Here is a 19,657-nt window from a genome sequence, read left to right as displayed (position 1 = left end):
ATTAAGGAAATATATGGCTGAAATATCAGTTTTTTGGTTTAGAAGAGATTTAAGACTTCATGATAATACCGCATTAAACAAAGCACTTTCTAGTAATCAGAAAGTGCTTTGTGTTTTTATTTTTGATGAAAATATTTTAAATGAATTATCCAAAGATGATGCTAGAGTAAATTTTATTTACCAAAGACTAAAACTGATAAATAAACAGCTTCAAAATTATAAAACATCACTTTTAGTTTTAAAAGGGAAGCCACTTGATATTTGGAAACAAATAGCAGAAAACTATCAAATTAAAACCGTTTTTTCTAATAAAGATTATGAACCATATGCTATAAATAGAGATGTTAAAATAGCCGAAATTTTAAAAGAAAAAGGCATTGTTTTTAGCACTTTTAAAGATCAGGTAATTCATGAGGAAAACGACGTTTTAAAAAATGATGGTAAGCCATATACTGTTTTTACGCCCTATAAAAACAAGTGGTTAGATGTTTATAAACATAAAACACCTGAAAAAATAGCAAATACCAATAAATTTCTAAATACAACACATGTTTTTCCAACATTAAGCGATATAGGTTTTAAAGCTTCTTCTATACAAGTTAGAGATTATAATTTAAATCATTTAGGTGTTTATAAAGAAAAGCGTGATTTTCCAGATGCCGATATTACCAGTTATTTAAGTCCGCATTTACGTTTTGGTACTGTAAGTATTAGAGAAATAATTAATAAGCTAAATAAAAACAATAGCGTGTTTTTAAGCGAGTTAATTTGGCGTGAGTTTTTTATGCAAATATTGTATCATTTTCCGCATGTGGTAACAAGAAATTTTAAATCGAAATACGATGGTGTACCATGGCGCAATAATAAAGCTGAATTTAAAAAGTGGTGTGAAGGAAAAACAGGATATCCTATGGTAGATGCTGGTATGCGTCAATTAAATAAAACAGGTTATATGCACAACCGTGTAAGAATGATAACAGCGGGTTTTTTATGCAAACATTTACTAATTGACTGGAGAAGGGGCGAAGCTTATTTTGCTAAAAAGTTGTTAGATTATGAGCTAGCTTCAAATAATGGAAATTGGCAATGGGCAGCAGGAACAGGTTGTGACGCGGCACCTTATTTTAGAATCTTCAATCCTATAGAACAGTTAAAAAAGTTTGATAAAAACTTAGAATATGTTAAAAAATGGATTCCAGAATTTGGAACATCAGATTACCCAGAACCCATAGTAGATCATAAGTACGCAAGACAAAGAGCTCTTGCAACTTATAAAGAAGGTCTACAATAACTAGATTGATATAATCTTTATAAACAAAATTTACGTGACTTCAGTTTTAATCATTAATAGCGGAAAAGAAGTAAGTGAAATGTAATAAAAATATTTACTTGTAGTAAGTATCACGTTAAACGCATTCTTTAATCTTACAGGAATAATTTCACTATACCATAAAGGGTTTTATTGTTGGGGTAATTTTTATAGCGTAAATTAATTCAAGGATATGAATAATCAAGATTACACTCAAATAAAAAACGCTTCAAATATTTTTTGAAGCGTTTTTTTATATCTACATCTCACTAAAAATTTTAAAGTTTGAGTGAGAAGTTTTTGCTTATCCAAGCTCTCGATTACATCATACCTGGCATACCACCACCTCCCATTGCAGGTGCAGCAGGAGCATCTTCTTTAATATCGATTAAAGCACACTCGGTAGTTAAAATCATTCCAGCAACAGAAGCCGCATTTTCTAAAGCAATACGTGTTACTTTTTTAGGATCTATAATTCCTGCTTTAAGCATATCAACATATTCTTCAGATTTGGCATCGTAACCGTAGTCTTTTTGACCTTCTAATACTTTGTTGATTACTACAGAACCTTCGCCACCTGCGTTTTCAACAATAGTACGTAAAGGAGCTTCAATAGCTTTATTTACAATTTGAACACCTGTTGTTTCATCTAAATTATCGGTAGTTAGTTTCTCTAATACAGTTTTTGCTCTAACTAATGCAACACCACCACCAGCAACAATGCCTTCTTCTACAGCAGCTCTAGTTGCATGTAAAGCATCATCAACGCGGTCTTTTTTCTCTTTCATTTCAACTTCAGAAGCGGCACCAACATAAAGTACAGCAACACCACCAGCTAATTTAGCTAAACGCTCTTGTAGCTTTTCTTTATCGTAATCTGAAGTGGTAGTTTCAATTTGCGCTTTAATTTGGTTTACTCTTGCTTTAATAGCTTCATTATCTCCAGAACCGTTAACAATTGTAGTGTTGTCTTTATCAACAGTTACAGTTTCAGCAGTTCCTAGCATAGATAGGTCTGCATTTTCTAGAGTAAATCCTCTTTCTTCAGAAATAACAGTTCCGCCAGTTAAAATAGCAATGTCTTCTAACATAGCTTTACGTCTGTCTCCAAATCCAGGAGCTTTTACAGCAGCAATTTTTAAACCACCACGTAATTTGTTAACTACTAAAGTAGCTAATGCTTGTCCATCAACATCTTCAGCAATGATTAATAGAGGGCGACCAGATTGTGCTACTGGTTCTAAGATTGGAAGAATTTCTTGTAAGTTAGAAATCTTTTTATCAAATAAAAGGATGTATGGATTTTCTAAATCGGCAATCATTTTATCTGAATCTGTTACGAAGTAAGGAGAAAGGTAACCTCTATCAAACTGCATACCTTCAACAACATCAACATAGGTGTCCATTCCTTTTGCTTCTTCAACAGTAATAACACCTTCTTTACCAACTTTTTCAAAAGCTTGAGCAATTAACTCACCAATAGTGTCATCATTGTTAGCAGAAATAGCAGCTACTTGTTTTATTTTTTCAGAAGAGTTACCTACTTTTTGCGCTTGATTTTCTAAATCTGTAGTGATAGCTTCAACAGCTTTATCTATACCGCGTTTTAAATCCATTGGGTTAGCGCCAGAAGCTACGTTTTTTAAGCCTTCTTTTACAATAGCTTGAGCTAAAACGGTAGCAGTAGTAGTACCATCACCAGCTAAATCGTTGGTTTTACTAGCTACTTCTTTAACCATTTGTGCCCCCATGTTTTCATGAGCGTCTTCTAATTCTATTTCTTTTGCTACAGAAACACCATCTTTTGTTACAGAAGGCGCTCCAAAGCTTTTAGAAATAATTACGTTTCTTCCTTTAGGGCCTAATGTTACTTTAACTGCATTTGCTAATGCATCTACACCGCGTTTTAATCCGTCGCGTGCTTCAATATCAAATTTTATGTCTTTTGCCATTTTTTAAAAATTTTGCTTTTTGCCTTTAGCTTTGGGCTATTGGCTATAAGAATTAATAATTAATTTTAATTGAGCTTATAATAGCTTAAATTATACAATAGCAAGAATATCGCTTTCTCGCATAATTAAATAATCGTTACCTTCTAGTTTTAACTCTGTTCCTGCATATTTACCATATAAAACGGTATCACCAACCTTAACAGTAATAGGTTCGTCTTTTGTACCAGGTCCAGCAGCAACTATGGTTCCTTTTTGTGGTTTTTCTTTTGCGTTGTCTGGTATAATAATACCTGATGCTGTTTTTGTTTCTGCTGCAGCAGGTTCAATAACAACTCTGTCTGCTAATGGCTTAATGTTTAGTCCCATTTTTCTATATATTTTTTATTTATTGATTAATTTAACGCTTTAGCGTTATGCTAAAAATGTGCCAATGGTAAATACCTGACAAACTTACAGGCTTGTTTTTTTAGTGGTAGGTATAAAAAAAATGCCAACTGTAAGAGTTGGCATTTTTTTAATGTTTTATCATTGTATTATTCTGCAGATGTTGAATCTGTTGCAGTATTACTGTTGTCTGTTTGGGTAGGAACAGGTAAAGGTTGTGTAGATTGTGTGTCTGGGTCTAACGCTTTAGATTCTACATTATCTCCACCTTTGTTTATTGCTACGTTAGAAGCTAAAATTAACACCAATAAAAAGGTAGCTAAATACCAAGTACTTTTATCTAAAAAGTCGGTTGTTTTTTTAACGCCTCCTAATTGCTGTGTGCCACCACCACCAAATGATGATGATAATCCGCCACCTTTAGGGTTCTGTACCATAATAACTACTATTAGTAAAAATGCTACTACCACAATTAATACTAAAAATATTGTAAAACTCATTATTTTTTATTGTTTTGTTCTTGTAATTGTTCTACTGCCTTAATTTGGTTTGCAAAGAAACCACTTTTTTCTGGATATTTCAAACTTAAAATCTTATAAGATTGAATTGCTTTTTTGTAGTTTTTTTGTTCTACATAAATACGAGCCAAAGTCTCTGTCATTAAAGACTCTGGTTTTATCATTTGTGCTTTTGCTAAATTGCCTTTTTTATTAGGGGTTGAGGGCTTTATTTTAGGGTTTTTACTAATAAATCTATCAATTAGTTCAAATTTTTTAGCTTTTTCTATAGATGCAGGTTTACTAGGGGCTTCATTTTTTTCTTCTAATTTTGTTTCAATCAGTTCATTTTCTCTATCAATAGGTTTAAATCTAGTTAGTTTTAACCATTCATTGAAAGAGTGTTTTTCGTTTTTTTCAAATTGAAGAGGTTTTCCTAAATTTAATATTTCAGAAGCAGAAAGCTGAGGTTCTTCGTTGATTTCTGTTGTGGTTTCAATAGTTTTAGATTCGTCTAATTTAAAAGTGTTCTCTTGTTTAGGTAAAGGGGTTTTAGGTTGAAAAAGAGCGGGGTCTAAAACACCTTTAGTTTCTTTAATTTGACGTTTTAAAGCGTCATCAACTTCAACACTTTTATTAACTGAAATATCATCGGCAGAAACTTCAATATCTTTTAAATGAGCAGTATTTTGCTTTATAAATTGAGAAATTTCGTTTTGAGCAAAGGCTTCAGATGTAATAAAATCAAATAAAATACTGCGGTCTGTAGTGTAGGCAGCTGTGGTTTTTAATTCTTGATTGTATTTAAAACTACTATCATTTTTTAGTCCTTTTAGATACACTGCACGTGCCGATTGAAAATATGGAAATTCATCAATAACAGACTTGATAGCTTCAGTTTGTTGATGCGTAATATCTTGGGGGTGTTGTAGTATGTTTATAAAATCTGACGAATTCATTTTTTTTGGATAAACCAAATTTAATCATTTATTACCACCTAGCTAAGGTGGCGTTAAATATGTCTTGTGTTAAGCGGTCTAAAATTTCTTCATGAGCTGTTTCTTTTACAGAGCCTACTAACTGCTCACTGGCATCAAAATCATAGAAAAAAGAAAATGTTTGCTCTAAATCATCTTCTTCATTATTTGTATTGTAAAACCTAAGTCTAACAGAAATTGTTAATCTGTTTTGGGCAGCAGTGTTATCGGATGTTGAGGTTGTTGGAGAAATTCTGTAATCTGTAATTTCACCTTCATAAATTAAGTCGCCTCTAGATGGTACCAACCTATAGTTTGTTTGATTTTGTATTAAGTCTTCAAGAGCCAATTTAAAGTCTCTTGCTAAAGTTGCATCAAATAATAAAGCTGTATTTTCAAATTGGTTTACTTGGTATGTTTCTGCAATTATAGAGGTTGGTGGATTAAAGCTGTATTGTACTTTACAATTTGTTAAGGTAACAAATGCCAATGCTAAAAAAATATATTTTAAGTGTTTCATTCGATATAATAGATGCCTCTAATTGTACTAAGTATATTATTAAGTTAATTATTTTTAAACGGATACTTTTTTATAATGTTGTAATTTAGATTTTATGCCAGAACTATTAATGTGTTTTTTAAAGATTATATTGTTTAATCTTCCTGTATAAAGTACGTTCACTAATTCCTAGTTCTGCGGCAGCTAATTTACGTTTTCCGTTATGACGTTCAAGTGATTTTTTTATTAATTCTAATTCCTTGTCTTGTAAAGATAGGGTTTCTTCTTCTTCTATTTCTTCAGCAAAATGATATTTATCTTGAGTTTTTATGGCGGTTTCGTTGTTTGTTACAAGCTCAGGAATAGATAAAACTTCGGTTTCTTGAACGGGTTCATTATACGAGGTTTCCTCTGGTTTATCATCGCCATAAATTTTTTGTATAAGGTGTTCGTGGTCTTTTTCAACATCCTTTACATTGCCACTTTTCATAAGTTCCATGGTGAGTTTCTTTAAGTCGTTTAAATCGTTTTTCATATCGAATAAAACTTTGTAAAGAATTTCACGTTCACTACTAAAATCGCTTTCAGATTTTGATGTTTTTACCACGGCAGGTAAATTATTACTTGCGGTTGGTAAATAACTACGAAGTGTCTCTGCAGAAATGGTTCTGTTTTGCTCTAAAACAGAAAGTTGTTCGGCAATATTACGAAGTTGACGAACGTTACCATTCCAACGATATTTTGTTAAAATTTGAACAGCATTATCTGTTAATTTTATTGTTGGCATTTTATATTTTAAAGCAAAATCACTAGCAAATTTTCTAAAAAGCAAATGAATATCTTCTTGTCTTTCTCGAAGCGGAGGTAGGTGAATTTCAACAGTGCTTAAGCGATAGTATAAATCTTCTCTAAATTTTTCTTTTTCAATAGCTTCAAACATGTTAACATTTGTAGCAGCAACAATACGTACGTTTGTTTTTTGAACCTTACTAGAGCCTACTTTTATAAACTCGCCATTTTCTAAAACACGTAGCAACCGTACTTGTGTTGTTAGTGGTAGTTCTCCAACTTCATCTAAAAAAATGGTTCCGCCATCGGCTACTTCAAAATAACCACTACGGGTTTGTGTGGCTCCTGTAAAGGCGCCTTTTTCATGACCAAAAAGTTCACTATCTATGGTGCCTTCTGGAATGGCTCCACAGTTTACAGCAATATATTTATTGTGCTTTCTGTGTGATAATTGGTGTATTATTTTAGGAATACTTTCTTTACCAACACCGCTTTCACCAGTTACTAACACCGAAATATCTGTTGGTGCTACTTGAATGGCTTTTTCAATAGCACGATTTAACGATGGTGAGTTACCAATAATACCAAAACGTTGTTTTATAGCTTGAATTGATTCCATTGATTTTTTAATTATTTTCTGAGTACCCAACAGCTTCACCAATAAGTGTAGCGCTGGTACAATCAGTAATTTTTACGTTTACAAAATCACCTACTTTATAATTACCTTTAGGAAATACTACAACCGTATTTTGAGTATTTCTACCAGACCAATGTGCATCTGAACGTTTAGATGCTTTTTCAATTAATACTTCTTCAATTTTACCAACATGGGCTTTAGTGCGTAATAAACTGTGTTTTTGTTGTAAAGCAATAATTTCATTTAAACGACGCTTTTTTACATCAAAAGGAATGTCGTCTTCTAATTTTCGTTCTGCTAGGGTGCCAGGTCTTTCAGAATAGGCAAACATAAAACCGAAATCGTATTTTACATACTCCATTAAACTCAGGGTGTCTTGGTGGTCTTCTTCAGTTTCTGTGGGGAAACCAGCAATCATATCCTGACTTATGGCGCAATCTGGAATTAAACCTTTTATATTGTCTATTAATTCAATGTATTCCTCGCGAGTATGCAAACGGTTCATGGCTTTTAAAATACGATTGCTACCACTTTGAACAGGCAAATGAATATAATTACAGATGTTTTTATGTTCTGCCATGGTTTTAATAACATCCATGGTAAAATCTTGCGGGTTTGATGTAGAGAAGCGAAAACGCATTTTAGGTTGTGCTTCTGCACACATTGCTAGTAATTGAGCAAAATTTACGGCAGTAGCTTTTTGTAAATCACTGGCTTTGTCAAAATCTTTTTTGAGTCCGCCACCATACCAAAGGTAACTGTCTACATTTTGCCCTAGCAATGTAATTTCTTTGTAACCCCTATTCCATAAATCGTTTACTTCTTCAATAATACTTTGTGGGTCTCTACTACGTTCGCGTCCGCGGGTAAATGGTACCACACAAAAGGTACACATGTTATCACAGCCTCTGGTTATAGAAACAAATGCTGTTACACCGTTAGTGTTTAAACGTACAGGAGAAACATCTCCGTAGGTTTCTTCTTTTGAAAGGATAACGTTAATGGCTTCTCTTCCTTCATCAACCTCAGCTAAAAGATTTGGTAAATCTTTGTAAGCATCTGGTCCAACAACTAAGTCTACAATTTTTTCTTCTTCAAGAAATTTGCTTTTTAAGCGTTCTGCCATACAACCTAAAACACCAACTTTCATATGTGGGTTATGTTGTTGTTTAACAGCATTATATTTTTCTAAACGTTTGCGTACTGTTTGTTCTGCTTTATCTCTAATAGAGCAGGTGTTTACTAAAACCAAATCGGCATCTTCAAGGTTTTGGGTTGTGTTGAATCCTTGGTCTGCTAAAATTGATGCTACAATTTCACTGTCAGAGAAATTCATTTGGCAACCATAGCTTTCAATAAAAAGCTTACGTTTGTTGCCTTCTTTTTGCTCTAAAATTAAAGATTCTCCTTGCTTGTTTTCGTCTATTATCTTTTCCATAGTATGTTAGAACCAATTTATGGTCAATAAGTGTGCAAAGATACAATTAATTTAGGTTTTCTGACAAAGTGGCATATTCTAATTTTTAGTTAAATTTTTGTAATGATTTTTAGGGATAGAACTGTTAAAAAGAAAATAAACCATAAGGAAAATCTGTTTATAAATAGTTTTTTTGTTTCAATTAGTAACAAATTGTAAAAAACAATTACTTTTATTGTGTGAAAATTTAACTCATTAACTAACCAAATATAATTTATAATGAATTCCTTTAACGTTTTAATTGAAAAGATAAGTACAGCCAAAGATTTAGATTTTGGTAATATTTTTAGTAATTCTATAGAGTTGTTTAAAAAAACATGGCTCCAAGGATTTTTGCTTCAACTGTTTACGGTAATTGTAATGTTGCCTTTAATTATTGTGTTTTACGTTCCGTTTATAGGAGCAATTATTGCGCAACAAGAAAGTGGTTATGGAGATACTCAAGCATTTGATAGTCTTTTTGCAGGCATGTCTATTCTTTATATTCTATTTGTTATTGTTGGCGTTTTAGTTTTAGGGGCTATTTCTGTAGCGTTGAATGCTGGTTTTTATAGAATTATGAGAAAGTTAGATCATGATGAGCAAGTGTCAACTTCAGATTTTTTCTATTTTGTTAAAGGAAAATATTTAAGCAAAACGTTTGTTTTAATGCTAATATCTATAGGAATAGGAGTTGTAGCAGCTTTATTATGTTATTTGCCAATTTTATATGTAATGGTACCTTTATCTTTATTTGCAATAGTATTTGCGTTTAATCCAGAATTAAGCGTAGGAGAGATTGTAAAAGTAAGCTTTAAACTAGGTAATAAAAAGTGGTTGCTTATTTTTGGATTATTGATAGTTTCAGGCTTATTAGCTGAAATAGTAGGGCTGTTATCATGTGGTATAGGTATTTTGTTCACGGCAGCATTTCCTTATCATCCAATTTATATGGTTTATAAAGAAGTTATAGGTTTTGATGAAACTTCTGCTATTGAAGAAATAGGAACTTCAGCAGAATAAATCTTTTTAAAATGCTTTTAAAAGCCCATGTTTACTATGTTTAACAAGGGCTTTTTTAAAAAAATATTTTACAGTTAATCTTTAAAATGCAGCAGATAAACTTTTTTTCATATACATTTGTAGCTTCAAAAACGGAAGTATGGCGAAGAATTTAGTGATTGTTGAGTCTCCTGCAAAGGCAAAGACTATTGAAAAATTTTTAGGAAAAGATTTTAAAGTAGAGTCTAGTTTTGGGCACATATCAGACCTTCCTTCAAAAGAATTGGGGGTTGATGTAGAGGGAGACTTTAAACCAAAATATGAAGTTTCAAAAGATAAAAAAGCAGTAGTTAAAAAACTTAAAGAATTAGCAAAAAAAGCAGAAACTGTTTGGTTGGCTAGTGATGAAGACCGCGAAGGAGAAGCTATTGCATGGCATTTAGCCGAAGCTTTAAAACTAGATAAAGAAAAAACAAAGCGTATTGTTTTTCATGAAATTACAAAGTCTGCAATTCAAAAAGCTATTAAAAACCCAAGAGGTATAGATTATGATTTGGTAGACGCGCAACAAGCACGTAGAGTTTTAGATAGAATTGTGGGGTATGAGTTATCTCCCGTTTTATGGAGAAAAGTAAAAGGGGGCTTATCAGCAGGTAGAGTACAATCGGTTTCAGTTCGATTAATTGTTGAAAAAGAACGCGAAATCAAAAACTTTAAACCAGTAGCTTCGTTTAGAATTATTGCCGAATTTTCTAATGAAACAGGGCAATCATTTAAAGCTAAATTACCAAAAACTTTTCCTTCTAAAGAAGAAGCAAAAAAATTCTTAGAGCAAAATACTTCGGCAAGTTTTAAAGTAGCAGATTTAACTAAAAAACCTGCAAAAAAATTACCTGCAGCACCGTTTACCACTTCTACTTTACAACAAGAAGCATCACGTAAATTATATTTCTCTGTTAGTAAAACCATGACTATGGCACAACGCCTATATGAAGCTGGTTTAATAACCTACATGAGAACAGATAGTACTAATTTATCTGATGAAGCAAGACAAGGCGCTCAAGAAGAAATAGAAAAAGCCTATGGCTCTAATTACAGTAAACCTAGAAATTACTCTGGAAAATCAAAAGGTGCACAAGAAGCGCATGAGGCTATTAGGCCAACAGATTTTTCAAGACATACGGTTAATATAGATAGAGACCAAGCACGCTTATATGAATTAATTTGGAAACGCGCCATTGCATCGCAAATGAGTGAAGCCCAATTAGAGCGTACCAATGTTAAAATAGAAGCTTCAACACATAACGAAATATTTACAGCAAGTGGTGAGGTAATTACTTTTGATGGGTTTTTAAAAGTGTATTTAGAAGGAACAGATGATGAAGATGTAGAGCAAGAAGGTATGTTGCCAGCAATGAAAACAGGTGAAACACTTGTTAATAATTATATTACAGCAACAGAGCGTTATACGCGTCCACCAGCACGATATACCGAGGCTTCTTTGGTTAAAAAACTAGAAGAGTTAGGTATTGGTCGTCCGTCAACTTACGCACCAACAATTTCAACTATTCAAAATAGAAATTATGTAGAAAAAGGTTCTGTTGAAGGTGAAGAAAGGCAATATGCTCAACTAACACTTAAGGCTGGAAGTATTACCGATAAAACGCTTACAGAAAAAGTGGGCTCTGACAAAGGAAAGCTGGTGCCAACTGATATTGGGATGATTGTAACAGACTTTTTGGTAAATCATTTTGATCAAATACTAGATTATAATTTTACAGCTAAAGTTGAAGAAAGTTTTGATAGTATAGCCGAAGGAGAAGAAGATTGGACAAAAATGATGAAGTCATTCTGGAAAACCTTCCATCCTAAAGTAGAAGATGTAAAAGAAAATGCCGATAGAGAATCTGGAGAGCGTATTTTAGGAACAGACCCTAAAACAGGAAGGCAAGTAAGCGTACGTTTAGGAAGGTTTGGGCCTATGGTGCAAATAGGAACTGTAGATGACGAAGAAAAACCGCAATTTGCTAGTTTAAGCCCAGACCAACAATTAACCACCATTACTTTTGAAGAAGCAATGGATTTATTTCAGCTTCCAAAAAAATTAGGAACTTATGAGGGAGAAGAAGTTCAGGTTAATAACGGGCGTTTTGGACCTTATGTTAAATTTGGTAAAGCTTACGTTTCACTACCAAAAGGAACAGATCCGTTAAGTGTAGATTTAGATGATGCTATTGTTTTAATAAAAGAAAAACAAAAAGCAGATGCACCAATATATATGTATAAAGATTTACCGGTGCAAAAAGGTAAAGGACGTTTTGGCCCATTTATTAAATGGAACAACATGTTCATTAACGTGAATAAAAAGTACGATTGGGATAACCTATCTGATGCCGATATTGTTGAATTAATTGAAGATAAAATTCAAAAAGAAAAAGATAAATTAATTCACCATTGGGAAGATGAAGGTATTAGAGTAGAAAAAGCGCGTTGGGGAAGGCATAATGTTATACAAGGTAAAATTAAAGTAGAGTTGGCTAAAACTGTTGATGTATCTAAAATGACTTTAGAAGAAGCAAAAGCCATTATTGAAGCCAATGCACCAAAGAAAAAAACAACAAGAAAACGAAAAACTACCAAAAAGAAATAATATAAATGAATTTTAACTTTCTATCTCCAGTTTCAGATTTAGTTTTAGCCCATAACGAGCTGTTATCTGCACAAGCGCTAGGAAGAAAAATTAAAATTCACTCAGAACAAAATGGCATTCCAGATTTAGAAGACGTTTCTGTTGCTATTATAGGTGTTTTAGAAAATAGAAATGATGTAAATTATATAGGTGCAGAATTTAATTTAGATGAAATTCGTAAGGCATTTTACAGTCTTTATCCCGGTACTTGGACTACTACCATTGCAGATTTAGGCGATATAAATAAAGGCGAAAGTGTAGAAGATACCTATTTTGCATTAAAAACAGCCATTAATATACTAATTAAAAAAAATATTATCCCTATTATATTAGGAGGGAGTCAAGATTTAACATATCCTAATTATAGAGCTTATGATAACCTAATTCCTATGGTAAATATAGTGAATGTAGATAGTAAGTTCGATTTAGGAGATTCTACAAAACCCATTAAAAATAACAGCTTTGTAGGTAAGATTGTTTTAGATAAGCCTTATAATCTCTTTAATTACGCAACAATAGGATATCAAACTTATTTCAACTCACAAGAAGAGATTGATTTAATGGATAATCTTTATTTTGAATCTTACAGATTAGGAGATGTATCTAATAATATATCACTAGTAGAGCCTGTTTTAAGAGATGCTAACATTGTAACTATAGATTTATCATCAGTTAGAAGTGCAGAGGTGAGTTTAAATCAAAAGTATTCACCTAATGGCTTAGATGGAAAAGAAATTTGTGCCATATCAAGATATGCAGGTATTAGTAATAAGGTAACCTCATTTGGTATCTATGAATATAAACCTTCTAAAGATGATGAAATTACATCTATGCTCATCTCTCAAATGTTATGGTATTTTATTGAAGGCGTAAACCTAAGAGTTAAAGATGATGACTTCTCAGATGAAAGAAACTACCAAAAGTTTATTACGTTAATAGAGTCAGAAGAGTTAATATTTTATAAAAGTAATAAAACTGGAAGATGGTGGATAGAGATCCCTTTTTTATCAGAAGTAAATAATAAATTGAAAAGACATACGTTATTACCTTGCATGCATCAAGATTACCTAGATGCCTGTAATAATAAGGTGCCAGACCGCTGGTATAAAGCTTTTAGAAAGAATTGCATGTAAGATATTCAGTATGGTTAAAGGGATTATTTCATCGGTGAAACGTTATTTTTTCACGATGAAATGTAATTTTTTTGTAGAAAAAGTTGTTTTTATAGAATATTATAAATATGTTTACGCCACGAAAAGTGAAGCTTAATTAATTAACCTCGAGTTTACTATAGATATGAAGAAGTTTATTTTATTAACCGCAGTAATAACAATGCTAGCTAGTTGTGGCTCTAAAGATAGAGGTGAGCTAGTGGGTGTTAAAGGTAAAAAATGGCACCCAGAAAAGCCTTATGGGATGGAGCTTATTCCTGGTGGAGCATTTATTATGGGAAAAGCAGACGATGATTTGGCTGGTATACATGATGCGCCTGCAAAAACAGTAACTGTTAGAGCATTTTATATGGATGCTACAGAAATAACTAACAGTGAATATCGTGAATTTGTTCATTGGGTTAGGGACTCAATAATTAGGATGAAATTAGCTATTCTTGCCGATGAGGTAGGTTTAACACAAGAAGATGAAGGTACTATTGGTGAGTTTGCATTTAAAGATGCAGATACCTCTAATATGACCGTTTATGAAAAATACATGTTCGAAAACTATACTGGTTTGGGACCTACAGGTTATGAAGGAAGAAAAATTAATAAAGACATAGATTTAATCTTTGATACGTCAGAGTATATAGATGAGTATTATGCCGAAGTAATGGATACTATGTATTTACCTATAGAAGAATCTTATAATGGACAGCGTACATGGGATGTAAAGAAATTTAAGTTTCAATACAATTACATGGATATTAAAGAGGCTGCAAGAAATAGAGGTATAGCTAGAAAAGACGTTATTAAAAAAGAAGAAATAGAAGTATATCCAGATACTACAGTTTGGATTAGAGATTTTGCTTACTCATACAATGAGCCAATGCATAATGATTACTTTTGGCACGATGCTTATAGTGAATACCCTGTAGTTGGCGTAACTTGGAAACAAGCAAAAGCATTCTGTGAATGGCGAACTATTAAGAAAAACTCTTACCAAAAATCTAAAGGAGCTGCTTTAGTAAATAGATTTAGATTACCTTCTGAAGCAGAATGGGAATACGCAGCAAGAGGTGGTTTGCAAGCAGCAACTTACCCTTGGGGTGGTCCATATACCAAAAGTGACAGAGGTTGCTTTATGGCAAACTTCAAGCCTGTAAGAGGAGATTACGCAGCAGACCAAGCATTATATACTGTAGAGGCTAAATCATACGAGCCAAATGACTATAACTTGTATAATATGGCAGGAAACGTTTCAGAATGGGTAAATGCCTCGTATGATCCAGGTTCTTATGAATACACATCAACCATTAACCCTAACGTTAATGATGAAGATAATACACGTAAAGTTATAAGAGGTGGCTCTTGGAAAGATGTTGCTTACTTTTTACAAGTAAGCTCAAGAGATTACGAATATGCAGATTCTGCAAGAAGTTATATAGGTTTCAGAACCGTTCAAGATTACATGGGGACAAAAGTAACTAGTAACGGGGGTAAATAACATTTATTTAATCAAATCAAATTTAATACTATTAATTAACCTACTTAAGTAATAACCTACTTAAAATTTAAAAACCGAGAAATTATGGCACAGTCAAAAACAAGTAAAAGATTCATGAATATGGCCTACGGATTAGGGGCATCTATTGTAATCGTTGGAGCATTGTTTAAAATTACACACTTCGAAATTGGATTTTTAACCGGTAACGTTATGTTAACCATAGGTCTTGTTACCGAAGCAATTATTTTTGCATTATCTGCATTTGAACCAGTTGATGATGATTTAGATTGGTCGTTAGTGTATCCAGAATTAGCTGGCGGGCAAAAAAGCAAAAAAGAAAAAGAAGAAAATCCTCAAGGATTATTGTCTAAAAAATTAGATGACTTATTAAAAGAAGCTAAAATTGATGGTGAATTAATTTCTAGTTTAGGAGAAAGCATTAAAAATTTTGAAGGTGCAGCTAAAAATATGTCATCAACTGTAGATTCTATTGAAGCTTCTAAGAAGTATGGTGAAGAATTATCATTAGCAGCGGCTCAAATGGAATCTTTAAATAGTTTATATAAAGTACAATTAGAGAGCATTAACAAACAAGCAGCAATTAACGAAGAGTCTGTAGAAAATGCAGCTAAATTAAAAGAACAAATGCAATCATTAGCATCTAACCTTTCTTCATTAAATGGCGTTTATGGTGGTATGTTATCTGCAATGAATAAAAATTAATTAGGGGTTGCCCAAATTATCAATAATTAACCAAAACCTAATTAAAAATGGCAGGAAATAATTTATCAGCAAGACAGAAGATGATTAATCTGATGTATTTAATCTTCATTGCTATGTTAGCATTAAATATGTCTAAAGAAGTGCTTTCAGCCTTCGGATTAATGAATGAAAGACTTGTGGAGTCAAACCAAGCAGCCGAGGAACGTAACAATAATTTTGTTGCTAGTTTAAACCTTAAGGCCGAAGAACAACCAGAAAAATATCAACCTTTAAAAGCAGAGGCTGAGAGTTTACATAAATTAGCTTCTAATTTTGATAGCTATTTAGCAGAACTAAAGAGCAAGATGACTGCAACTGTAGACAATCCAACTGATTATGAAATCATGGATAAAGGAGACTATCTTGATCAAAACTTTTTTAAAGGAGATAAACTTAAACCAGAAGGACAAGAGTTTTTAGACCAAATAAATACTTTTAGAGAAGGTGTTGTTTCCTTGTTAGAAGGGAAAAAAGGAATGGAAAACATAGTTAGAGATGTAAAAGAAAAATTCAGTACTGAGCCAGAAATTAATAGAGATGGCAGAAAAGTAGATTGGTTAGATTACCACTATAAAGGCTTCCCTTTGGTGGCATCATTAACTAAGATGACTCAATTACAGTCTGATATTAAAACTACAGAATCTGAAGTTTTATCTCAAATGTTAGCAGGAACACTTTCTAGTGAGGTGTCTATGACAAACTATTCTACATTAATGGAAACATCAAAATCAGCCTATTTTAATGGTGAAAAGTTTGATGGAGAAATTGTGTTAGGAAGAACAGATGCTTCTACTAAACCTAGTAGAGTAGAATTATCTTTAGACGGCAGAAAGTTAGAAGAAGGTAAAGATTTTACTCTAGAAGGCGGTAAAGTGAAATTAAATGTAAATTCTGGTTCTCCAGGAGAGCACAAAATTAAAGGGAAATTAATCTTTGCTCAAGATGGAGAAGAAGTAGAGGTTGAAGTAAATCAATCTTTTGCTACAGTACCAAAACCAAATGCAGCTACTATTTCTGCAGATAAAATGAATGTAGTGTACAGAGGTGTTAAAAACCCTATGACCATTTCTTTTGCAGGTGTTTCTGATAATAAGGTACACGCTAGTGCTCAAGGTTTATCTAGAGTTTCTGGTAGTAAATATGTAATGGATGCTACAAAAATTAAAGGTAGAGAAGTTACTATTAATGTTACAGGTACGTTACCAGATGGTCAAAAAGTATCAGATAACGCTAAATTTAGAATTAAAGATTTACCAAAACCAACAGGTACCGTAAGAGGAGAAGATGGTTCGTTAAAAATGCAAAGAAACTCTTTAGAAATCTCTACCATTGGTGCTAAATTTGATGACTTTGATTTTGAATTACCATTACGTGTAGCAGAATTTAAATTTAAAGTACCAGGACAACCAACAATTATAGTAAAAGGAAATAAATTAGATAGTAGAGCAAAAGCAGCTTTACGTAAAGCTAAAAGAGGTTCTGGAGTTCAAATATTCGACATTCAAGCAAAAGCAACGGGTGTTAGTGTGAAAATAAAGAAAGTTTCACCAGTATTTATTGAGCTTACAAACTAAAATGTTGGGTGTTTACCTAATAAATAAAAAGTAAAGAAAATGAATTTAAGAAGTTTTTTATTAACCGTGGCAACTGTTTTTACAGCTACTAATATGTTTGCACAAGCTAATATATTAAATGCCAAAAGCCCAGAAGAAATAGGTGTAAGAACAGAAGAACAAAAAGCTATAGATAACGATAAACCTTTAGAGTATGGTTATGTAGACGACAGAGATATTCTGTTTGCTAAAATGGTTTGGGAAAGAGTAGTTCTTGATGAGCGTATTAATTTTCCGTTATATTACCCAATTGATACCAATAATATAGGTAAAGACAGACGTTGTTTATATGACGTTCTTATGAAGAATATTAAAAACGGGAAAATAGAAAACATCTATGATGATTCTTACTTTTCAACAAAACGTACTTTAAAAGATATTGAAGCAGCATTAGTGAAAATTGATACCACAGAACTAGGTATTGAGCAATTAAATGCTGGAGAACAGGTATCAGAAGAGTATATAAATAGAAGAGAAATAACAGCAGCTGATATTGTTGAATATCGAATGAAAGGTCTTTGGTATTTTGATAAACGTCAAGCAGAAATGAAATACAGGTTGTTAGCCATAGCTCCTGTAGCTCCAGACGTTAACTTTATAGATTCAGATAGCCCAGATTTAGTGCCTTTATTTTGGATATTTTTCCCAGATGCCAGAGAGGTATTGCATGAAGCTAAAGCGTTTAATAACCAAAATAGCTCGCAACCTTATTCTTTTGATCATCTTTTAAATTCCAGACGTTTTAACGGCTTAATATACAAAGAAGAAAATGTTTATGGAGACCGTGAAATCAAGGAGTACGTAACTGATAATTCTTTAATGCAGTTGTTAGAATCTGAAAGAATTAAAGATAAAATCAGAGATTTTGAATTAGATATGTGGACCTACTAATCCACTTAATATAATATAAAAAGTCCGCTTAAAAGCGGGCTTTTTTTTTGCTATTGTTTATATAGGTAGAAATCGATTTTTTATCTTCGCAGTATGCATGTAGATTATATAGTTGTAGGTATAGGGTTAGCAGGTATTAGTTTTTGTGAACAACTTAGAAATAACAATAAAACCTTTGTAGTTTTTGATAATAATTCGCAATTATCATCAGCTGTTGCGGGCGGACTTTACAATCCTGTAGTTTTAAAAAGATTTACACCTGTATGGAAAGCCAAAGAACAATTAGAGTTAGCATTACCCATGTATGCTAATTTAGAGCAGTTTTTAAATGTAAAGCTAGATTATAAACTACCAGTATACCGTAAGTTTGCATCAACCGAAGAACAAAATAACTGGTTTGAAGCTTCAGATAAACCAATTTTAGAAACGTACCTATCAGATACCATTATAAAAAATGAAAATACAAGTATTCACGCGCCTTTTGGTTTTGGTGAAGTATTTAAAACTGGTAGAATTGATGTTAAAACATTAATAGAGTCTTACAAAAAATACCTAAAAAAGAATAATTTATATTTTGAGGCAGATTTTCCTTTTGATGATGTAAAAATAGAATCAGAAAAAATTAACTTCAAAAACATTGAAGCTAAACAAGTAGTGTTTGCTGAGGGGTTTGGGGTTAAGCAAAATCCGTTTTTTAACAAATTGCCTTTGGTACCAGCAAAAGGTGAGTTATTAATAATACATGCACCAGAATTAAAAATAAATTTTGTTTTAAAATCTGCTGCATTTTTAATTCCATTAGGAGATGATTTATACATTGTAGGAGCTACTTATGAATGGAAAGATTTAACTAATAAAATATCATTAAAAGCTAAAGAAGCACTTTTAGAGAAGTTGAGCAAACTAATAAAATGTCCCTTTAAGGTAGTTGGTCAGGTAGCAGGTGTAAGGCCAACTGTTAAAGATAGAAGACCTTTGGTAGGTAAGCACCCTCAATTTAATAATTTATTTGTATTAAACGGCTTAGGCACAAGAGGCGTAATGATTGGTCCTTATGTAGCCAAACAACTTTATGATTTTATAGAAAAAGGAACACCTTTAGATGGAGAAATAGATATTAATAGGTTTAAAATTTAGCTGTCTTGAGTTTTTTTCTTAACTAAATTTTCATCATAAGACATAAAAAAATTAATCCAGATATTTCTAGAAAGGCGCATTATTATTGGCATAAATACTACTAAGGTGCCAACAATAGAAATAAAAGTAACCTTTAAACTGGCATTAAAAATAAGGTTGCTAATAACAAAAGCAGCTACGGCAAAAGCAATACCAACCGCATAACTTACGTACATAGCTCCGTAAAAAAATGAAGGTTCTATTCGGTATTTAGTATTACATTTAGAGCAACGTTCGTTCACTTTTAAAGTATCAGACAATATATAAGGGTTTTTAGTACTGTACATTGATTCCTGATGACATTTAGGGCAACAACCTGTAATGATGCTATAAAGCTTAGTTCCTTTTTTAAACATTTATTTT

17 protein-coding genes are annotated in these 19,657 nt (G+C 32.5%); 9 read left to right on the top strand and 8 right to left on the bottom strand.

Annotated features, from left to right (window positions below; all coding sequences use genetic code 11):
- The first annotated feature begins 13 nt into the window (after positions 1 to 13).
- A complete protein-coding gene (locus BWZ22_RS03235; protein ID WP_076697949.1) occupies positions 14 to 1,291 on the top strand; it encodes a deoxyribodipyrimidine photo-lyase in 1,278 nt (425 codons plus the stop codon).
- Positions 1,292 to 1,629: 338 nt separating this feature from the next.
- On the opposite strand, the gene groL is transcribed toward BWZ22_RS03235, so the two are convergent.
- From groL to miaB, 7 genes are all read right to left on the bottom strand, one after another.
- The gene (gene groL, locus BWZ22_RS03230; protein WP_076697947.1) at positions 1,630 to 3,261 is read right to left on the bottom strand and encodes a chaperonin GroEL; all 1,632 of its coding nucleotides are present in this window, start codon (positions 3,259 to 3,261) and stop codon (positions 1,630 to 1,632) included.
- Positions 3,262 to 3,351: 90 nt separating this feature from the next.
- On the bottom strand, positions 3,352 to 3,627 hold the full coding sequence (gene groES, locus BWZ22_RS03225) for a co-chaperone GroES (RefSeq protein ID WP_076697946.1): 276 nt from the start codon (positions 3,625 to 3,627) through the stop codon (positions 3,352 to 3,354).
- A gap of 167 nt (positions 3,628 to 3,794) precedes the next feature.
- Positions 3,795 to 4,148 (bottom strand): preprotein translocase subunit SecG, encoded by a 354-nt coding sequence (gene secG, locus BWZ22_RS03220; RefSeq protein ID WP_076697944.1) that lies wholly within the window; start codon positions 4,146 to 4,148, stop codon positions 3,795 to 3,797.
- The gene (locus BWZ22_RS03215; RefSeq protein WP_076697943.1) at positions 4,145 to 5,101 is read right to left on the bottom strand and encodes a hypothetical protein; all 957 of its coding nucleotides are present in this window, start codon (positions 5,099 to 5,101) and stop codon (positions 4,145 to 4,147) included. Before BWZ22_RS03215 ends, secG begins: the two co-directional genes overlap by 4 nt.
- Positions 5,102 to 5,132: 31 nt before the next feature.
- The gene (lptE, locus tag BWZ22_RS03210; RefSeq protein WP_076697941.1) at positions 5,133 to 5,639 is read right to left on the bottom strand and encodes an LPS assembly lipoprotein LptE; all 507 of its coding nucleotides are present in this window, start codon (positions 5,637 to 5,639) and stop codon (positions 5,133 to 5,135) included.
- A gap of 118 nt (positions 5,640 to 5,757) precedes the next feature.
- Positions 5,758 to 7,026 (bottom strand): sigma-54-dependent Fis family transcriptional regulator, encoded by a 1,269-nt coding sequence (locus tag BWZ22_RS03205; protein ID WP_076697940.1) that lies wholly within the window; start codon positions 7,024 to 7,026, stop codon positions 5,758 to 5,760.
- Positions 7,027 to 7,033: 7 nt separating this feature from the next.
- Positions 7,034 to 8,482, bottom strand: coding sequence for a tRNA (N6-isopentenyl adenosine(37)-C2)-methylthiotransferase MiaB (miaB, locus tag BWZ22_RS03200; RefSeq protein ID WP_076697938.1), 1,449 nt, complete (start codon positions 8,480 to 8,482; stop codon positions 7,034 to 7,036).
- A 258-nt stretch (positions 8,483 to 8,740) separates the two neighbouring features.
- Between miaB and BWZ22_RS03195 the strand changes: the two genes are divergently transcribed.
- From BWZ22_RS03195 to BWZ22_RS03160, 8 genes are all read left to right on the top strand, one after another.
- On the top strand, positions 8,741 to 9,523 hold the full coding sequence (locus BWZ22_RS03195; protein WP_076697936.1) for a DUF2189 domain-containing protein: 783 nt from the start codon (positions 8,741 to 8,743) through the stop codon (positions 9,521 to 9,523).
- Between the two features lie 139 nt (positions 9,524 to 9,662).
- Positions 9,663 to 12,152 (top strand): type I DNA topoisomerase, encoded by a 2,490-nt coding sequence (gene topA, locus BWZ22_RS03190; protein ID WP_076697935.1) that lies wholly within the window; start codon positions 9,663 to 9,665, stop codon positions 12,150 to 12,152.
- Positions 12,153 to 12,157: 5 nt separating this feature from the next.
- The gene (locus tag BWZ22_RS03185) at positions 12,158 to 13,324 is read left to right on the top strand and encodes a formimidoylglutamase (RefSeq protein ID WP_076697933.1); all 1,167 of its coding nucleotides are present in this window, start codon (positions 12,158 to 12,160) and stop codon (positions 13,322 to 13,324) included.
- Positions 13,325 to 13,487: 163 nt separating this feature from the next.
- Positions 13,488 to 14,852 carry a gliding motility lipoprotein GldK gene (gldK, locus tag BWZ22_RS03180; protein WP_076697932.1) on the top strand — a complete coding sequence of 455 codons (1,365 nt, stop codon included), beginning with the start codon at positions 13,488 to 13,490 and terminating at the stop codon, positions 14,850 to 14,852.
- Between the two features lie 84 nt (positions 14,853 to 14,936).
- Positions 14,937 to 15,575: a gliding motility protein GldL gene (gene gldL, locus BWZ22_RS03175; protein ID WP_076697930.1), complete on the top strand. Its 639-nt coding sequence runs from the start codon at positions 14,937 to 14,939 to the stop codon at positions 15,573 to 15,575.
- A 47-nt stretch (positions 15,576 to 15,622) separates the two neighbouring features.
- A complete protein-coding gene (gene gldM, locus BWZ22_RS03170) occupies positions 15,623 to 17,188 on the top strand; it encodes a gliding motility protein GldM (RefSeq protein ID WP_076697929.1) in 1,566 nt (521 codons plus the stop codon).
- A 39-nt stretch (positions 17,189 to 17,227) separates the two neighbouring features.
- The gene (gene gldN, locus BWZ22_RS03165; RefSeq protein ID WP_076697927.1) at positions 17,228 to 18,118 is read left to right on the top strand and encodes a gliding motility protein GldN; all 891 of its coding nucleotides are present in this window, start codon (positions 17,228 to 17,230) and stop codon (positions 18,116 to 18,118) included.
- Positions 18,119 to 18,211: 93 nt separating this feature from the next.
- Positions 18,212 to 19,255 (top strand): FAD-binding oxidoreductase, encoded by a 1,044-nt coding sequence (locus BWZ22_RS03160; RefSeq protein WP_076697926.1) that lies wholly within the window; start codon positions 18,212 to 18,214, stop codon positions 19,253 to 19,255.
- On the opposite strand, the gene BWZ22_RS03155 is transcribed toward BWZ22_RS03160, so the two are convergent.
- A complete protein-coding gene (locus BWZ22_RS03155) occupies positions 19,252 to 19,650 on the bottom strand; it encodes a DUF983 domain-containing protein (protein ID WP_076697924.1) in 399 nt (132 codons plus the stop codon). The two genes, BWZ22_RS03160 and BWZ22_RS03155, sit on opposite strands and share 4 nt — an antisense overlap.
- Positions 19,651 to 19,657: the final 7 nt, after the last annotated feature.

It is taken from the genome of Seonamhaeicola sp. S2-3 (assembly GCF_001971785.1).
Taxonomy (GTDB): domain Bacteria; phylum Bacteroidota; class Bacteroidia; order Flavobacteriales; family Flavobacteriaceae; genus Seonamhaeicola.
Note: the sequence above shows the minus strand (reverse complement) of the source record. Positions and strands in the feature narration are given on the sequence as shown.

Coding starts and splice junctions, on each gene's coding strand:
- BWZ22_RS03235 (WP_076697949.1), top strand. CDS start 14: ATGGCTGAAATATCAGTTTTTTGGTTTAGAAGAGATTTAAGACTTCAT.
- groL (WP_076697947.1), bottom strand. CDS start 3,261: ATGGCAAAAGACATAAAATTTGATATTGAAGCACGCGACGGATTAAAA.
- groES (WP_076697946.1), bottom strand. CDS start 3,627: ATGGGACTAAACATTAAGCCATTAGCAGACAGAGTTGTTATTGAACCT.
- BWZ22_RS03215 (WP_076697943.1), bottom strand. CDS start 5,101: ATGAATTCGTCAGATTTTATAAACATACTACAACACCCCCAAGATATT.
- lptE (WP_076697941.1), bottom strand. CDS start 5,639: ATGAAACACTTAAAATATATTTTTTTAGCATTGGCATTTGTTACCTTA.
- BWZ22_RS03205 (WP_076697940.1), bottom strand. CDS start 7,026: ATGGAATCAATTCAAGCTATAAAACAACGTTTTGGTATTATTGGTAAC.
- miaB (WP_076697938.1), bottom strand. CDS start 8,482: ATGGAAAAGATAATAGACGAAAACAAGCAAGGAGAATCTTTAATTTTA.
- BWZ22_RS03195 (WP_076697936.1), top strand. CDS start 8,741: ATGAATTCCTTTAACGTTTTAATTGAAAAGATAAGTACAGCCAAAGAT.
- topA (WP_076697935.1), top strand. CDS start 9,663: ATGGCGAAGAATTTAGTGATTGTTGAGTCTCCTGCAAAGGCAAAGACT.
- BWZ22_RS03185 (WP_076697933.1), top strand. CDS start 12,158: ATGAATTTTAACTTTCTATCTCCAGTTTCAGATTTAGTTTTAGCCCAT.
- gldK (WP_076697932.1), top strand. CDS start 13,488: ATGAAGAAGTTTATTTTATTAACCGCAGTAATAACAATGCTAGCTAGT.
- gldL (WP_076697930.1), top strand. CDS start 14,937: ATGGCACAGTCAAAAACAAGTAAAAGATTCATGAATATGGCCTACGGA.
- gldM (WP_076697929.1), top strand. CDS start 15,623: ATGGCAGGAAATAATTTATCAGCAAGACAGAAGATGATTAATCTGATG.
- gldN (WP_076697927.1), top strand. CDS start 17,228: ATGAATTTAAGAAGTTTTTTATTAACCGTGGCAACTGTTTTTACAGCT.
- BWZ22_RS03160 (WP_076697926.1), top strand. CDS start 18,212: ATGCATGTAGATTATATAGTTGTAGGTATAGGGTTAGCAGGTATTAGT.
- BWZ22_RS03155 (WP_076697924.1), bottom strand. CDS start 19,650: ATGTTTAAAAAAGGAACTAAGCTTTATAGCATCATTACAGGTTGTTGC.